We start from the raw sequence: 14,202 nt of genomic DNA, 5'->3' as shown, positions 1-14,202 counted from the left end.
AATCCGTACTTTTTTTCTCCAGCCTTTCTGGCAGCGACCGCTTCTTCTATTTCTGAAAAATGACCAAGGAATATTGTTTTGCCGTCAACCCGTATTCCAGCAACCCATTTGCCGTACGTTTTGCTCCAAGAAACCCCTATGTGCCCACTGGTATTGGTTGCCCCAATAGCCGTATTCCTCTGGTTTTCTTGCTGCGTTACAGCGCGAAGGTTTTTCCATGAATTGCAGTCCTGCTCGCCGTTTATGTGGTCTATGCCCATCTCTGGCCAGCTCCCCGTCATGATCAGCCATGCAAGACGATGGGCCAGGTAAGAACGTTTGTGGATTCTGATCCTGATATAGCCAATACCTTGCCCATTACCGGCAATCGCACCTCTCACAGCCTTAGACGCGGTGTGATTCTTCCATCGGAACACCCCTGTTTCCGGATCGTAGTCAAGAATCTCCCTCGCCTCATCGGCCGTGATAATCGGGGGCCCTTGATGGGCAGTGTCTTTCTCGGAAACCAGACTCCGCACCTTCACACCGGCAAGCATGGGCATTCCTCCTTTACGCAATCCACACAGCGGTTCAGGGGCTCTGGATTGGCACGATCAACCTTGATCAGTCGGTTCGCTTCATCCTCAGACGAAACCATGAACGCCGGAGCGCTCTCACCTGGGCGGTAGACGTGCAGGGAGTTGGCTGTGCGGGGATTGAGCTTGATGACGTAGCCGTTCATGACTGCAGCCCCTTATCCCGCGAATTGCCGAGCAGCGACTTCTGCCCCTCGTCCAGCTTCCAGTCGAACTTCTCCTTGCAGCCTGTGGCGCACTGGCGAAGGTTGAGGCTTGGCATGCTGACCATGGGTTCGCCGCAATCTGGGCAGGGTTTTCCTTTCGGTGAATCAGTCATACCCAGCCTCCCTGAAACTCAATGCACAGCTCTGGACGCTCATAGGCTTTTGCCATGAAGGTGGTGAAGTTTTTGGTGAGCCTGATTAGGGTCTTCATGCGGCCTCTCCCATGTTGCAGCGCATCTTCATGTACTCACTGTCCTCGGGGTGCGGGAGGTAGATGCCGTGCTCGTTCGCCCACATGTCGATGCAGGTCATGAACAGATGCATTTCGCCCTTCTCCAGGCCGCTGGTGTGCTTGAGCTCATACCGCTCTGTGATTTCGCCTGTCTTCAGGTTGATGTCCTGAACGGCGACTTCCCCGAGGAACGTCTGCTTCAGGTTCCGCTTCATGTTTTCCATGTTCATCGCGGCACCCGTGGCGAAGGTCGTCTTGCCCATGCTCACGAAGAACTGGGCAGCGCACTCGCACCACTTATGGAAAAGGGCGTTCTGGGGAAGGCTTCGGCCCGCACCAGTGATGGTCACATTGCAAGGGAAGCCCTTTGCGCGGATCGCGGCACTGACTGCTGATAGTTCGGACAGGGAGTTGAGGCGGATTTTATCGGCCATAGCAGTAAACCTTCCCTTCGATGGCGGCATACAGGCGGCGAGCCTCGTCTTGCTTCAGGGAGTTGCCGCCCTCTACCCAAGGCACGTACTCATAGAGGTTTGCCCACTGCTCGTATACGACCTTCGAACCTGCCTCGTCTTCAGCAGTCCACTTGATGGCGTTATTGGGGGTGTCGATGACTGGATCGACTCCCGCTGAGCCAGAGCGCAGCGGGCTACCTTGCAGCCCTTTTCGCTTCAAGTAGTCCATAGCTTTTCCGGGAAGATCGTTGTCCGGCGCGGCTTTCCGCAGGCGGTGGACTAATTGGCGAACCAGTGCTGATAAATCGTCCACACATGCGACCTTCTCGCGCAGCCCTTCGCACTTAGCCTTGAGCTGGTCGATCTGCTTGCCTCGCTCTTCGGACGCATAGCTGGCCCGGTTGTAATTTGTGCAGACCTGCTCATGCGCTTCGCGGAGCCGTTCGTTCTCAGCCTTGAGCAGGTCAATATCAGCGTCAAGCTGACAGACACGCTCAAGGTGCCAGCCGCACTCTTCCTCGGCTCGGTCCTTATCGGCTGTGGCTCGGCTAAGCTCGGAGGTCAACTGCATGACCGCGGCCGGGCTGGCCACCTCAATGAACGCACGGTACTTTTCAGGGCACTCAACATTGCCTTGGTAGGCGCTGATCGCGTCCCCGTCAGAACCGTGACGGCCCTCTTTCTCGCTGGTCAGGCGCAAGGTGGAATTACTTGTCCACCACTCCCAGTGAACGCCACCGGCAGCCTCGGCGAGCTCCTTCAACTTCGAATAATCACTCATGGCAAAGCTCCTTAGGCACGCTCACTGTCTCGCCGAGTACAGAGGCGACGATGGCGCGGCAGGCTGCGATGAGGTGGGTTGGACCGAATGCGCCATTCACATCACCGGGCATGACTGGCATGCCGAATTCATCGCAGACGCTGGCGTAGAACAGGCCTTTGTACTCGACAGTGATGTCGATGTTGAACTTGGTCAGCAGCGGCCCGCCGCAGTGCCAGCAAGTTGAAGGCGCATATCCTTGCTCGCCATCACCAATTGGCAGGGCCAGGGAGCCAAACAGCGCAAACGGCTTCTTGGGCTCCGCGCCTTTCGGTGAAAGCATGATGGTCTTCACTTCGTCGATCTGAGCCACAGACCAGTCAAGCGCAGCGCCAGCCAGCTCAGCCGTTTTCACTTCCACGAATTCGCTCATTGCGACACCTCCGTAGCCAGTTCTGCGGCTAATCCAACCGGCCACCAGTACAACGGGCGCTTGTACTTTGGGTTTCGGGTTTCGCGCAGAACCAATCCTTTGGATTCCAGCGCCTTGAAGATTCCGAGAACGGAAGGCGTTTTAAGATCCAGTCGAGCGCTAACCCACCAACTGAGTCCACCCATGCCGAACACGCAATACTCATCGCCAGCGGAAACCTTTTTGCAGTCCTCGCTGAACAGATACGGCGACTGCTCGCGATAGCGGTAAAGGCTCTCCCGTCCAATCTTGCGAAGCTCGTCCAGAACCCGCTGCTGATTGATCGTGAGGCGTGTTTGGTCGTTTACCGCTATTTTCAAATCACTCATCGCCCCACTCCCCGCTCAATATGATTGCCACGACGTTGGCTGCCGTCAGTTCGGACCTGTCGGTGATCTGCTCCTGAACTCATGAGCACCATGTCTTTTTGGTGACGTGTGACCTTGAAGCCTTCGGCCTGTAGGGTTTGTACGGTGCTGCGTTGGAGTGGGGTCATTGGGATGGCTCCTTGATCGACTGGAGCGCGATGAACTCTTCAATTCGCTCCACCAGGGCGCGAGCGCGGGCTATCTCGCCGCAGGTGTGGTCTTCCCAATTGGTGGCATTGGAGATGTGAATGAGCGCCTTGAGTTGAATCAGCATCTGGGGCGCAGCGGCCTGCAAAGGGGTCTGTATGTGCAAAGGACGAGGGGCGACGAATCCACGCTCAACCCAGTAATTACGGCCATCATCGGTATCAGCCTCCCAGCGAGGGTCCTGCACGAAGGCGTTGCACATGCCGCCCCACTGCTCCCAAGACCATGCGACCGGAGCAAGGCCCATTTCCTGATCACTGGTGATTACTCGCAGCACGTGCTCTGGTCGTTCCTTGGCCCGCCCAACCACAGCGGCGACCACTTCATTCGTTGTTTTGGAAGTCATTGCGCAGTCCTCTTGCCAAATTTCGCCATCAGCAGTTCGCGCGCCGATGCGCCGTCCACTGGGATTCCCTGCTTGATAATTCGCGCTTGGTTTTCCTGCTCGGCCAGTTCGTCAGCCAGTTCCAGCGCCGTCTTCTGGCTGTCATGGCCGATGCCGGTGAGGATCTTGCCGTCGAGTGGCTGGCCGGACTGGGCGCGGCGAATCACGATCGTGTAGTTGTGCTCGAAGCGCTGACGAAGCCCTTTGTCGTCCTGCTTGGCTGAACGCAGGTCGAACAAACCAGTGGCAATGGCGGCGATCTTCACGCCTTCATGGCTGTAGACGCCCATCAATGCCTCTATCCACGCGTCAGGGCTCGCTGGCAGGCCGTAGGCTTCAGGTCCAGGCGTGCACCAGCCTATGAACTGGCCGACGCTTGGCGCGAACGGTGAGCCGCTTTTACGACACTGCTCGATCCCGAATCGGATTTGTTCAAGAGTGCAGATGCCCGCTGCCACGAAACCCTTCGTCCAGCTGCGCATTGCTGCGGCCAAGGCCTTGTCATCAGGCCAAGCCTGTTTGTGGGCCGGAAAGATGGCCTGAAGCTGGCGGAACAGGCGCTCAACGACTTCGGCCGTGTCGTCGTCTACGGTGCCCAGCGGCTCGGTAACAGGCGGCAAGTTTCCGGCGCGAATCGAGGATGCCGCCCTAGTGGTCAGTGAGTTGGCGGGCCTCATAGGTCGTCACTCGTATCTGAACGCCATGACTGGTCGTAGAAGTCGGGGCCGTTGGCCTGCTTCCTCAGCGGGAACTGGCGGACATTGCTGGCCGATGCCTCGTCGCGCTTCACCCACTTCACCAGCAGGCTCACCCAGGCGGCCTGAGTCTCGATGCGGCCAGATGCCGAGTAGTGGCAAACGAACGCCGCTGTGGCTTCGTCCGTGAATCTGTCAACAGGGATTGCCATGCGAAACGCATAAGCCTTCAGCAGCTTCTCGTCAGGCGTCCATGCCAGGGTCATTTCGCATGGGGACTTTGGGTCGAGGGAAGTATCAGCTTCCTCGCGCAGTGTGTTGTGTTCTTCAGGTATCAGTGAATCAGGTATCAGGGCGTTATCTAACGGATGATCTACGTTAGATAACGGTGGATTAACGTTATTTGGAGTGTCTTTAACGTTAACCAGTCGTTTTGCCCCAGTAACTACGCCACTTGGCTTGCGCTCATTGATTGAGAGGAAGCCATGCTTATCTGGCAGCACGCTGTCCCGCTCAGTGCCGTGAGGACGCTGATGTTTGCGGAATGTCGGTATTTCGATTATCGCCAGATCGGCAACCTGATAGCGCTGAATGAATCCATGGGTGCTGAGGGAATTCAGGCCGGTAGTCACGTCGTACGTATCGCAAGGAAAAAGCTCCATCTTGATACGCTTAGGACGATCCTCAAGCCGACCCTCACGATCAGCCAGGCACCAAAGTCCGATGTAAAGAAGCCGGTCGAAGGGTGGAAGCTCAGCAATTACTTCATTGCTGAACAGGCCGGGCTTGATATTTCTGGCTCTGGCCATTAGGCAGTCCTCAAGATTCGAGGCGAATTGAGAGACGGCAGACCATTGCGGCGGGCCGAGTCGGTTCTCCCGTGGTTTGGGTGGAAGCCATAAAGGCGTTCGGCGGCCTTGCGCGCAGCGGCAGCCTCTTCCAGGGACTTGAAGCAGCCAAGGTGAATTCGCTTGCCGTTGGCCCGGATTTTCGCAGTCCAGTAACCACGGTCGAAAATCACCCCGGTAACTCCTGAAGTGTTATCGACGCGCACGTGTTGGTTTTGCTGATTCCCTGTCACGCTGACTGCGCGCAGGTTCTCAATGCGGTTGTCGTCCTTCACGCCATTTATATGGTCGATCTGCCCTTCCGGCCATTCGCCGTAGGTGATAAGCCAGATGACCCGGTGAGCGCGGTAGGAAATGTTGTTGATCCGCACGCGGATGTAGCCGTCAATATTTGGCGAACCAGCGAACATTCCAGGCATTGCCCGGGTGCCTCGGCGAACCAGATTTATAAGCCGTCCGTCCTGCACGCTGAATAGTTCGCGTGCGTGATCGGCAGATAGAAGCAGCTCAATATTTTCCCGCGCCACGAATTTGCTATTCGTATTTCGTGGCGCGGGATTCTTCAGGGCCTGTACATCGCAAGTAGAGGTATGCATAATCAGCCTCACAGAGTTGTAACGAATGCAATGCGAAGAACCACCTGGCCGGGTGGTTTTTTTTCGCCTGCTGTTTGGGTTTTGCTAATCGAAGCCTTCATCAGTCCCTCCTTTTTCAGGCCCTTTTAAGTCCTGCGGCGGGTCGCGCCGTGGTGTAGGCAGGTGTCGGAGTTTTCCGGCCCCTTTTGGCCTGGTCTTTTCGAAAAAGCGTTCTGCTCCAAGCTTTGCGGCGTACTCGTCAGGCGACATGCCTGCGGCTTTTGCCAGTCGTTCAAGCTTTTCGTAGAGGCGCCCATCGATCCCATGGCAGATCGTGGTTTCAGGCACAGAGCCTCCTTTCAGGGCCTTCAGGCCAACTGCTGTTTCCCGGTAACATCCTGTTCAACGATGCTTTCCAGCTTCTCTTCCACGCACATGCGAACGAATACGGCGAGTTGCAGCTTGTGAAGTCGGGCGACTGCCTTGAGTGCCTCGTAGGTTTCATCGTCGTACCGAGATTTAATTTCTCGGTCCTTCAGATGGCGTGGTTCGTCGTACATGTGTCGCTCCTTCGTGATTGGAATCGTTCTAAACGGTTGAATTTGATTTACAGGCGGCACGACTCAAGCAGCTTGATTTGCAGGCTCTGCTTTAAGCGCACCCTGGGTGATTCGTTCGATCTGGTACTGGCGCAGCTCAGGCACATCAGCCCACTGGCGTACTGCCTCGTAGGTAACGTTGATGGCCTTAGCGAGCGCTGATACAGAGCCGAAATGCTTGATTGCTTGTGTTTTGGTCATGCCGACCTCCTTTGCTTAGCTCATATTCAAGCATGCTTGTGTTTGCAAGGCAAGCATGCTTGACAAGCTTCCTTGTAGATTGCTCACATGAAAATTACTGACCGAATCACGAAACTGGTGTACGCGCGGAAGCCTGAGGTAGGGCCGCGCGGGTATAAACGCGACATCTCGAACACCTGCGGCATCAGCTATGAAGCTGTGCGGCAGTGGTTCGCCGGAGATACGAGCAATATTCGGAATGAAAACCTTGTAGCGATTGCCGAGGGCTATGACACGACGGTGGATTGGCTGTTGTCAGGCAAGGGGGAGCCTCCTACGCGAAAGGCAGCGAAAGCACAGCAAGGGCCGAATAAGTCGTCAGTGGACATTGTTCAACAGATGCTGGCCAAGCATGGAAAGAGCCTTTCTGAGGATGCTCGCCAGAAGATTGCGGATGCGGTTCAGGAAACTGCCGCAGAGTTACAAGCCAATCAGGGCAGCAACGTGATTACTGGCGACTTCTCTCGACCTGGCCTGGTGGGTGATGAGGTGTGGATTGCTCACTACGATATTCGCGGCGCGATGGGCGGCGGTCAGAATGCCCATGACTTTCCGGAGATGCTCAAGGATATCCGCGTGAGCCCCAAGCACCTGCGCGAGCTAGGTGTAGAGTTTGAAGAGCACTACCACCTGAAGATGGTAACGGGCTGGGGCTCTTCTATGGAGCCGACGATAAAACATCGCGATCCGCTGATAGTGAACATCCACGTCCGCGAATTTGTCGGTGACGGAATTTACTTATTCGTCTGGGATGACTTGCTATATATAAAACGGTTGCAGGTTGCTGATGAGGATCACTACGAGATGATCTCAGACAACTCAAAGCATAAGGACCGGCTCATTCGTCGCGACCTTACCTACATCCAGGCGCGTGTGCTCCTCGTCTGGAATGCCAACTTGGTGTAAAGCCATGGCCCTGAAGAAACCAAATCAGCAACTCCGGCGCGGACTTTTGGACGCCGCCTCTGCCCTGGATGATGCGGCTCACGACCTGTTTCGTGAGTCTCAGGCCTGCGGCGATGCTGCGCTGTTGGCTGCGGCCGGGAAGATCGTGGTGCTCCATAAGCACATTGACGCGCTCAGGGCTTATGCGGACGAGGTTCGGGATGGGCGGATCGTGCGAGCTGTTTAACTGATTCGGCCGTGATCTCAGGATACGACAGTTAAATTGACTGAATACGTAATGTAATATAGGATTGCATCGGTGCATGTAAAGCCTGGGTGCCTGCGAAGCATGATTTGTATCGTAAGCGCTCTGTAAGGGCGCCAGTCCCAGGGTTTGCACCTCCATTTTCGAGCACCGCATCTCAATGACGAGAAGTTTTATTTATCTGGATGAGAGCGGTGACTTAGGCTGGAAATTTGACGCTCCCTACCGCGACGGAGGGTCAAGCCGATACATCACCATTGCTGCCTTGATTGTCTCCGAAGATTCGGTGCACGACCCGATGCGCGGCATGCGCAGACTCTACAATAAGTTCAAGTGGCCTACCTCTAAGGAAAAGAAGTGGGCTCGAATGCTTCCCGAAGAGCGAGCGGGGTTTGCCGAGATGGCAAAACGGGTCGCGACGGCATCTGCCGGCGGAATCAGGTATGTATCGATCACCGCGAAGAAAGAGAATGTGCAGCAGCACATTAGAAATGATCCGAACAAGCTCTATAACTATATGACCCGGATGCTTCTGCTTGATGAAATGGCAAAGAGCGACGAAGTTCTTTTCTTTCCGGATGACCGCAGCATCAAGGTGCAGAGCGGTAATAGTCTCGGGGATTATCTTCAGACAGAGCTGTGGTTTACGAAGAATGTCGCAACCGTTCTGAAATCCTACCCGTGTGACAGCTCGAAAAATCTCAGCGTGCAGTTCGCTGACATGCTCTCTGGGATCGCGCAAAGCCACTACCAGGACAAGGTATCAGAGCCTTACCGCCTTCTCGCTGCACACTTTCAGCCGCGACTTATATTTAACAACTAGCCCGGCCAAGCGCCGGGCTTTTTATTGCCCGTCAGAAAGGTGCGGGCTCTTCCGTAAGCTCTTCGGCAGCCTCGACCGGCATATCTTCTGGCGCTACAGCCTCCCACTTCACCGTCACTGCTCCGTCGTCGTCGAAGGTCACGTCCAGCTCATCTGTTTCCGCTAACAAGCCCATCACCTCGTCCCACTCTCGGTCGCCGTCCGTATCCAGGCGATGAATCGTCACCGACCGCCTTTCCTGCGCGATCGGGTGATTGATCATTGACGAAACCCTCAGATTCAACCTCTCGATACCGCTCATTTCATTCCGAACTGCTGGTTTTGCCTGCTTCGTCGCCATGTTTGAACTCCTCCCTGTGAATGCTGTATATCCATACAGTACAAAATAAATACACAAGCTTGCTTGCATTCAAAACACCAGCATGCTTTTATAGATGCAAGCCGACTTGCATATCAAACACAAGCGCAAGGCGGATAGGGCCTCAAAGGTCCTCGGGCAACCGGAACGCTCCATCCGCTCTTTAAAACCACTAGACCGCCGAGCCTTCAGGCATAGAAGGCCAGCAGACCCAACAGGGCGAGCTGCGAACAGGTGTGACGGCCATGAAGCTGTCATTCAAGCGACACGCAGGCCCCGAGTGAAGTGGGAAGCGTGATACCGGATGAGCGACCGGTGCCTGGTTTGAGTAAGACCACAGATTTACTGATGCCGCTTCGATGAGGCGGCATTGGAAATTAACGGGAGTTACGAAGATGGAAACGACTTCATTCAAGGCCGACAAGGTGTCCGTGGAAACGGACTATCGCGGAATGACGGTAACGGTCGAGGGCGACCCAAAGCTCATTGTTGAAGACATGGCGCTGGATGATCGGCTGCACGACCTGGATGTGCGCGACGTAATCGACTTTATCGGGGCTGATGACGTCTTGAAGGCGATGACCGAAGAGGACCTGAGCGACTGGCTTAAAAGCGATCAGACGGACCCTACCGACATGCTCAACGCTATCGGTGAGGACGCCGTTCTGGAGTGGCTGAATAGCTGCGATTCGGACAGCAACTCTCCGGTTTAACCCTACCCAAGCGCCCGCATCGGACGCTTTGTTGAATTCAAGTGGAGGAAGTGAGATGGACCTGAGAGATCAAGGTTTCACCTTCTGCGTCCACCCGGACAGGCAGCAAGGTCAATGGCTGCACCCGGCCGAGCGGAAGCACTTCTACGCCGACTGGACCGACGTCACCGACTGGCCTGATACGAAGCTGGTGGCGTTTCTGATGCCTGAACCTGAGCAGCGAGAATTATTCGCCGCCTAACACCACACCCCCTCACCCCTATACCGGGCTCTGAGGTAAATGACTGGGATGGGAGATAGAAGATGGAAAGCTACAAAAAGTACCAAGCCGCCAAGCTGGAAGCGAAGCGCGCAAGGGAGTGGCTGGAAAACAAAGAGAAGGTCGACTCGCAGAACAACAAGCCCTACACGCTCAATAGCGTAAAGGTTTCCGCGCAGTACTGCGGTCAGTCGTACGCCGGGGCAACGAACTATCACGACTCGCCGGAAGCGTTCAACGCTGCGATGGCTGAGGTGATTCGCCGGGACTTCGAATCGCTGGCTGAAAAGGCGCTCGCCATACTGAGCAAGAAAGAATCAGAGGCTCTGATTGCGTGCAAGGACGATCTAGCAGCAGTTCAGGCCGAGATTGCAGAAGCCGAATCTGCCGCCTAACCCACCCCATTAACGCAACGGAGCAAGACAATGAGTGAGCCGAAATTTACGCCGGGGCCTTGGAGCGTTCCGCACTTCGCCCGAGAAGAATCATGCGCCTGTGATTGCGCCTACATTTTCTCTGATAGCCAGCGCGGCTTTGGCAGTGTTGCGACGGTCAGCTGGCAAAGCGAGGAACATGAGTCTCACGAAACCTGCATTGCAAATGCCCGATTGATTGCCGGCTCCCCAGATCTTCTGGCCGATCTGATCACGGCCGCCTCAACCCTGCGCCGCTACGAGCAATCTCACCGAGCCAAGGGCACCGAAGAAAGCACTGCGAAGGCCGAGGTCAACGCCGAGCTGGCTACACGCTTCGAAGCGACCATCCGCAAAGCCACCGCATAACCGCCCTATGGGCAAGAGTACCGATCACCTGTTTAGGCAGGCTGCATCGGAGGTGGCCTTCAGTCCCGGAAGGGTCTAAGGGCGTCGAGCTGTAAGGTAATGCCCCGCGGGCCAATTGGCTGACATATGCGGCGGGGTTCGGGAACAAAGGAAGAGCACAGGTTAATTAGCCCGTGCAGCGCCTTGGACCGAAAGGCGGACCTGGCCACAGCACTGAAGACCACCTCCGATGCGGATGAGTACACACCGCGAAAGCGGCCCCCTGCATCAACGCAGATGAAGGCCCGGGCTGACGGGCAGGTTTGAAAACTAACAGTTCCGATAGCGATCGCTGACCGGCTAAGTAGTATTTTATGCCCTCGTGGTACCGGCTCGTAATAACTGGCATTGCGGTAGCCGAAAGGCGCTGACCGCGGCATGGCTCTCAACCCGGAGATCAGCACCGGGCATCTGCACCCCATTCCATAGGTGGCCACTGCCTGCCCAGTGAGCGAGCGACAGGAGATACGCATACATACCGACGGGGCAGAATCCCGGCGGCAACCGCATCACCTAAGACGCCAAGCGCACAGTTAAGTCTTGGTCAGGGCTTCCCACAAAAAAGCACGGGAGGCGAGGTTGGTAGATTTCTCGATTAACGACTCCCCCGGCAGCCACCTAAATGTGAGTGAGCCCTGTATCTGCGGACCCGGTTAACGCCGGGTTTTTATTGCCCCGAATTTAATCGCATGGAAACAGCCGGCTCCTTTGCGGAATACAGCCGAGTGATGTTTCCAGCCGATTGTGTTTGCCAACCATCCCGGAGGTGAGCATGGCCGATAAGCCAATGAATACGCGCGAAGCGATCACCCAGGATCGCCTCCGCGAGGTTCTTTTTTATGATCCTGATTCTGGATTAATGCGGAGGCGAAGGAACAACAAGGTTGTCGGTAGCATTACCGGTAACGGACATCTCTACTTCATGGTTGATAGGCGCACATACATGCTTCATCGACTTGTCTGGTTGTATGTTCACGGGTCGTTTCCTATTGGAATTATTGACCATATAAACGGCAACAAGACAGATAACAGAATATCGAATTTGCGGCTAGCATCCAAAAGCCAAAACATGATGAATTCAAAGATCCCGAGCAAAAACACTACGGGGTTCAAGAATATCAGCAGGAATCGATCTGGATATTTAGTAAGTATAAAGGCGGGAGACAGGCGAATATCTAAATGGATTTCCACACTTCCAGACGCGGTTGCGTTCGCAAGCAAAATGAGAGCAGAGCTGCATGGTGAGTACGCTTGCGACCGATGAATATATCTTTTGACTGAATTTAATCATCTTTATTAAAGCTTCGGCGCCATGCATGTCGCGAGGAAAAACTCATGATTGCGAATCAAGTCTACGACTGGAAAACCTTAACTTCTGCACAGTTCGAATATGACAATCGCCTCCCGGTCGTAATTGACGACACGGCTGAGCGGGAATGGGTAGCAAACGGCGTTGAGCAGTTGTTGATGGGCGCTGACGTTGAGCGCGGCGTGACCTACGAGCGGTTCGCCGTGGCGGTCGATGATTTCGCCATGGAGCAGCTTGGCGATACCGGGGTGAGCCCTTCGGTTCTTGGTCGGCTGATCCTGCTGGCTCGCCGGAAGGCTACTGCTGACGCCGCCAGTGCTGCCGGTGAGGCCCTGAACTGCGCTGATCCTGATGAGGCCATACGCCAGATCGCCGTCGCGCTGCTGGAACCATTTGCGAAGGCTGGTGCGGTTGCTGTGGCCGAGGATGCTCTGTGAGCATGGATCCAGCCGTTGCCTTCATCGAAATGGAGGTCGCCAAAATAGCGCGATCTTCCTCCCCCGCCCCGGACATGAGCTTTGTCATGGGCATGATCGAAATCGCCCAGTTCGTGCATCTGCTCGACAAGCCCGAGGCTGACCGCTATCGGGATCGTGTTGAGAGAACTTGTGCAGACAGGGTTGAACAGTTGAGAGGAATGGATTCATGAGCACATCCCCAGTGAAATCCCTGATTGATGAGCAGGTCGAAGAGCTGGAGGCGAGAACCCCGCCAGCCATTGTGCGCGGAACCTTCTCTCCTCCCCGCGGCATGCGTGTTGCCGATCTGCCCTACCCGATCAAAGCGGACTGGCTCAAGCGCCGTCCGATTGCAGGTTGGGGATGACAGCCAATCAGCGCCGACGCCGCTTCATATTTTGGCGAGGCAGCTTCCCTGTTCTGTTCGCTTTCAGCGTCTTGATGCTCGCCTTGTGCCTGGCTGATCGCATCGCGCCTCTGTAACCCCTCATTCAACTTTCAAGGCTGCGTATAGCGCGGCAAGGAATCCTCATGTCCGCTGCACAGCAAGTCATCACCATTGACCATATCAGCGACGAAACTGCCCCGGTGGTTTACGTCCAGAACGGCCTGAAGCTATTTCTTCAGATGATCAAGGACGAGGCTTCCGGAGAGGTGCCTGATCTTACGACCGCGAAAGGCCGTGAGCGTATCGCGAGCCTTGCCTTCACAGTCAGCAAGCGCAAGGCAGCAGTTGAAAAGCCGGGTCGTGACTACCTGCGCAAGATCAAGGAGCTTCCAAAGATCATCGAGGTTGAGCTGCGTGAGTTTGTGCGCGATGCAGATGCCTTGCGTGACGAGATTCGCAAGCCGCTGACTGACTGGGAAGCTGCCGAGGTGGCACGGCGCGACAAGCACGCTGATGCCATCCAGCGCCTCAAGGATCTGGCCGTGTTCGCCGAGACGCCGACGGCTGCATTCGTCGCCCAGGTTATCGCCGATCTGGAGCCGGTCGCACTGGACGACAGCTGGGAAGAGTTTCTGCCCGAGGCGGCTCAAGTCAAAGACAAGTCGCTGGCCACCCTCCGGGTTCTACTGGCCGACCGCACCAAGCACGAAGCTGAACTGGCCGCCATTTCCAAGTTCAACGCCGAGCAAGCCGTCCGCGAGCAGCAAGAGCGTGACGCAGCCATTGCCCGCGAAGCTGTTGAGAATGCGCGGATTGATGCAGAGCAGAAGGCTCAAGCCGAACGCAATGCAGCGGCAGCGAGAGAGCAAGACCTGAAAGATCATGCTGCAGCCCAGCAGCGAGCCGCAGAGCAAAAGATTCGGGATGCCGAGGCAGAGACTGAACGCCAGAAACTGCAGATCCAATTGCAGGCCGAGCAGGCTGAGCGCCAGAAGCTTCAGGCTGAGCAGGATCGGATAGCAGGCCTGCAGCGCGCCGACCAAGAGCGCGCCGCTGCTGAGCAGCGACAGGCGCAGGCAGTTGAGCAGGCACGACTGGCCGAGATTGCCCGCCAAGAGAAGGCGGCCGCCGAAGATCGTCGTCAGGCGGAGGCGCGCGAAGCTGACAAGGCCCACAAGGGGCGGATCAACCGGGCTGCGCTACAGGCCTTCATCGACGGCGGTATGCCAGAGGATTGCGCCAAGAAGGCAGTGATCCTGATTGCAAGTCGACAGATTCCAGCCGTCACCATCCATTACTGAGGAAG

Annotated in this window: 26 protein-coding genes and 1 pseudogene; 12 read left to right on the top strand and 15 right to left on the bottom strand. The window is 55.9% G+C overall.

Annotation, left to right across the window (positions count from 1 at the left end; all coding sequences use genetic code 11):
- Positions 1–188: 188 nt before the first annotated feature.
- From IV01_RS27260 to IV01_RS00465, 14 genes and pseudogenes are all read right to left on the bottom strand, one after another.
- A pseudogene (locus tag IV01_RS27260) lies at positions 189–536 on the bottom strand (HNH endonuclease signature motif containing protein); the annotation flags it as partial.
- Positions 521–721, bottom strand: coding sequence for a hypothetical protein (locus IV01_RS00420; protein ID WP_032631967.1), 201 nt, complete (start codon positions 719–721; stop codon positions 521–523). The gene IV01_RS00420 and the pseudogene IV01_RS27260, both read right to left, overlap by 16 nt.
- Positions 718–894 (bottom strand): hypothetical protein, encoded by a 177-nt coding sequence (locus tag IV01_RS26805; protein WP_154232302.1) that lies wholly within the window; start codon positions 892–894, stop codon positions 718–720. Before IV01_RS26805 ends, IV01_RS00420 begins: the two co-directional genes overlap by 4 nt.
- 94 nt (positions 895–988) lie before the next feature.
- Positions 989–1,447 (bottom strand): hypothetical protein, encoded by a 459-nt coding sequence (locus IV01_RS00425; RefSeq protein ID WP_032631966.1) that lies wholly within the window; start codon positions 1,445–1,447, stop codon positions 989–991.
- A complete protein-coding gene (locus IV01_RS00430; protein WP_032631965.1) occupies positions 1,437–2,249 on the bottom strand; it encodes a hypothetical protein in 813 nt (270 codons plus the stop codon). Before IV01_RS00430 ends, IV01_RS00425 begins: the two co-directional genes overlap by 11 nt.
- The gene (locus tag IV01_RS00435) at positions 2,242–2,661 is read right to left on the bottom strand and encodes a phage protein NinX family protein (protein ID WP_032631964.1); all 420 of its coding nucleotides are present in this window, start codon (positions 2,659–2,661) and stop codon (positions 2,242–2,244) included. The genes IV01_RS00430 and IV01_RS00435 overlap by 8 nt, the downstream gene beginning before the upstream one ends.
- Positions 2,658–3,029, bottom strand: a complete 372-nt coding sequence (locus IV01_RS00440; RefSeq protein ID WP_050508098.1) for a hypothetical protein — start codon at positions 3,027–3,029, stop codon at positions 2,658–2,660. The genes IV01_RS00435 and IV01_RS00440 overlap by 4 nt, the downstream gene beginning before the upstream one ends.
- 163 nt (positions 3,030–3,192) lie before the next feature.
- The gene (locus IV01_RS00445; protein WP_032631963.1) at positions 3,193–3,621 is read right to left on the bottom strand and encodes a hypothetical protein; all 429 of its coding nucleotides are present in this window, start codon (positions 3,619–3,621) and stop codon (positions 3,193–3,195) included.
- Positions 3,618–4,337: a replication protein P gene (locus IV01_RS00450; RefSeq protein WP_032631962.1), complete on the bottom strand. Its 720-nt coding sequence runs from the start codon at positions 4,335–4,337 to the stop codon at positions 3,618–3,620. Before IV01_RS00450 ends, IV01_RS00445 begins: the two co-directional genes overlap by 4 nt.
- Positions 4,334–5,164: a DnaT-like ssDNA-binding domain-containing protein gene (locus IV01_RS00455; RefSeq protein ID WP_032631961.1), complete on the bottom strand. Its 831-nt coding sequence runs from the start codon at positions 5,162–5,164 to the stop codon at positions 4,334–4,336. Before IV01_RS00455 ends, IV01_RS00450 begins: the two co-directional genes overlap by 4 nt.
- Positions 5,164–5,730 carry an HNH endonuclease signature motif containing protein gene (locus tag IV01_RS0125720; RefSeq protein WP_195758833.1) on the bottom strand — a complete coding sequence of 189 codons (567 nt, stop codon included), beginning with the start codon at positions 5,728–5,730 and terminating at the stop codon, positions 5,164–5,166. Before IV01_RS0125720 ends, IV01_RS00455 begins: the two co-directional genes overlap by 1 nt.
- A 153-nt stretch (positions 5,731–5,883) precedes the next feature.
- Positions 5,884–6,126, bottom strand: a complete 243-nt coding sequence (locus tag IV01_RS26575; protein ID WP_047282138.1) for a hypothetical protein — start codon at positions 6,124–6,126, stop codon at positions 5,884–5,886.
- Between the two features lie 20 nt (positions 6,127–6,146).
- Positions 6,147–6,338: a hypothetical protein gene (locus IV01_RS00460; RefSeq protein ID WP_032631960.1), complete on the bottom strand. Its 192-nt coding sequence runs from the start codon at positions 6,336–6,338 to the stop codon at positions 6,147–6,149.
- Positions 6,339–6,401: 63 nt separating this feature from the next.
- Positions 6,402–6,578 carry a Cro/CI family transcriptional regulator gene (locus IV01_RS00465; protein ID WP_032631959.1) on the bottom strand — a complete coding sequence of 59 codons (177 nt, stop codon included), beginning with the start codon at positions 6,576–6,578 and terminating at the stop codon, positions 6,402–6,404.
- Positions 6,579–6,665: 87 nt separating this feature from the next.
- Here IV01_RS00465 and IV01_RS00470 point away from each other — a divergent pair, with 87 nt between their 5' ends.
- From IV01_RS00470 to IV01_RS0125715, 3 genes are all read left to right on the top strand, one after another.
- Complete coding sequence (locus tag IV01_RS00470; protein ID WP_032631958.1) at positions 6,666–7,523, top strand: XRE family transcriptional regulator; 858 nt, start codon at positions 6,666–6,668, stop codon at positions 7,521–7,523.
- Between the two features lie 4 nt (positions 7,524–7,527).
- Positions 7,528–7,749, top strand: coding sequence for a hypothetical protein (locus IV01_RS00475; RefSeq protein WP_032631956.1), 222 nt, complete (start codon positions 7,528–7,530; stop codon positions 7,747–7,749).
- 178 nt (positions 7,750–7,927) lie between these two features.
- The gene (locus IV01_RS0125715; protein ID WP_050508095.1) at positions 7,928–8,590 is read left to right on the top strand and encodes a DUF3800 domain-containing protein; all 663 of its coding nucleotides are present in this window, start codon (positions 7,928–7,930) and stop codon (positions 8,588–8,590) included.
- A gap of 31 nt (positions 8,591–8,621) precedes the next feature.
- On the opposite strand, the gene IV01_RS00480 is transcribed toward IV01_RS0125715, so the two are convergent.
- Positions 8,622–8,930, bottom strand: coding sequence for a DUF1654 domain-containing protein (locus tag IV01_RS00480; RefSeq protein ID WP_032631955.1), 309 nt, complete (start codon positions 8,928–8,930; stop codon positions 8,622–8,624).
- Positions 8,931–9,343: 413 nt separating this feature from the next.
- On the opposite strand from IV01_RS00480, the gene IV01_RS00485 reads away from it, so the two are divergent.
- From IV01_RS00485 to IV01_RS00520, 9 genes are all read left to right on the top strand, one after another.
- On the top strand, positions 9,344–9,661 hold the full coding sequence (locus IV01_RS00485; protein ID WP_032631954.1) for a hypothetical protein: 318 nt from the start codon (positions 9,344–9,346) through the stop codon (positions 9,659–9,661).
- Between the two features lie 55 nt (positions 9,662–9,716).
- Entirely contained in the window at positions 9,717–9,902 is a 186-nt protein-coding gene (locus IV01_RS00490) for a hypothetical protein (RefSeq protein ID WP_032631953.1), read from the top strand.
- A gap of 62 nt (positions 9,903–9,964) precedes the next feature.
- Complete coding sequence (locus tag IV01_RS00495) at positions 9,965–10,315, top strand: hypothetical protein (RefSeq protein ID WP_032631952.1); 351 nt, start codon at positions 9,965–9,967, stop codon at positions 10,313–10,315.
- Positions 10,316–10,345: 30 nt separating this feature from the next.
- Positions 10,346–10,702 (top strand): hypothetical protein, encoded by a 357-nt coding sequence (locus tag IV01_RS00500; protein WP_032631951.1) that lies wholly within the window; start codon positions 10,346–10,348, stop codon positions 10,700–10,702.
- An 811-nt stretch (positions 10,703–11,513) separates the two neighbouring features.
- Positions 11,514–12,005, top strand: a complete 492-nt coding sequence (locus tag IV01_RS27645) for an HNH endonuclease (RefSeq protein WP_032631950.1) — start codon at positions 11,514–11,516, stop codon at positions 12,003–12,005.
- 71 nt (positions 12,006–12,076) lie between these two features.
- Positions 12,077–12,487: a hypothetical protein gene (locus tag IV01_RS00505; protein WP_032631949.1), complete on the top strand. Its 411-nt coding sequence runs from the start codon at positions 12,077–12,079 to the stop codon at positions 12,485–12,487.
- A 2-nt stretch (positions 12,488–12,489) separates the two neighbouring features.
- Positions 12,490–12,699 (top strand): hypothetical protein, encoded by a 210-nt coding sequence (locus IV01_RS00510; RefSeq protein ID WP_050508093.1) that lies wholly within the window; start codon positions 12,490–12,492, stop codon positions 12,697–12,699.
- Positions 12,696–12,875 (top strand): hypothetical protein, encoded by a 180-nt coding sequence (locus tag IV01_RS00515; RefSeq protein ID WP_032631947.1) that lies wholly within the window; start codon positions 12,696–12,698, stop codon positions 12,873–12,875. Before IV01_RS00510 ends, IV01_RS00515 begins: the two co-directional genes overlap by 4 nt.
- Positions 12,876–13,039: 164 nt before the next feature.
- Positions 13,040–14,197, top strand: coding sequence for a hypothetical protein (locus tag IV01_RS00520; RefSeq protein ID WP_032631945.1), 1,158 nt, complete (start codon positions 13,040–13,042; stop codon positions 14,195–14,197).
- Positions 14,198–14,202 lie beyond the last annotated feature (5 nt).

It is taken from the genome of Pseudomonas syringae (genome assembly GCF_000737245.1).
Lineage (GTDB): Bacteria > Pseudomonadota > Gammaproteobacteria > Pseudomonadales > Pseudomonadaceae > Aquipseudomonas > Aquipseudomonas syringae_J.
The sequence above is the reverse complement of the archived record's forward strand: the minus strand, read 5'-3'. Positions and strand labels throughout refer to the sequence as shown.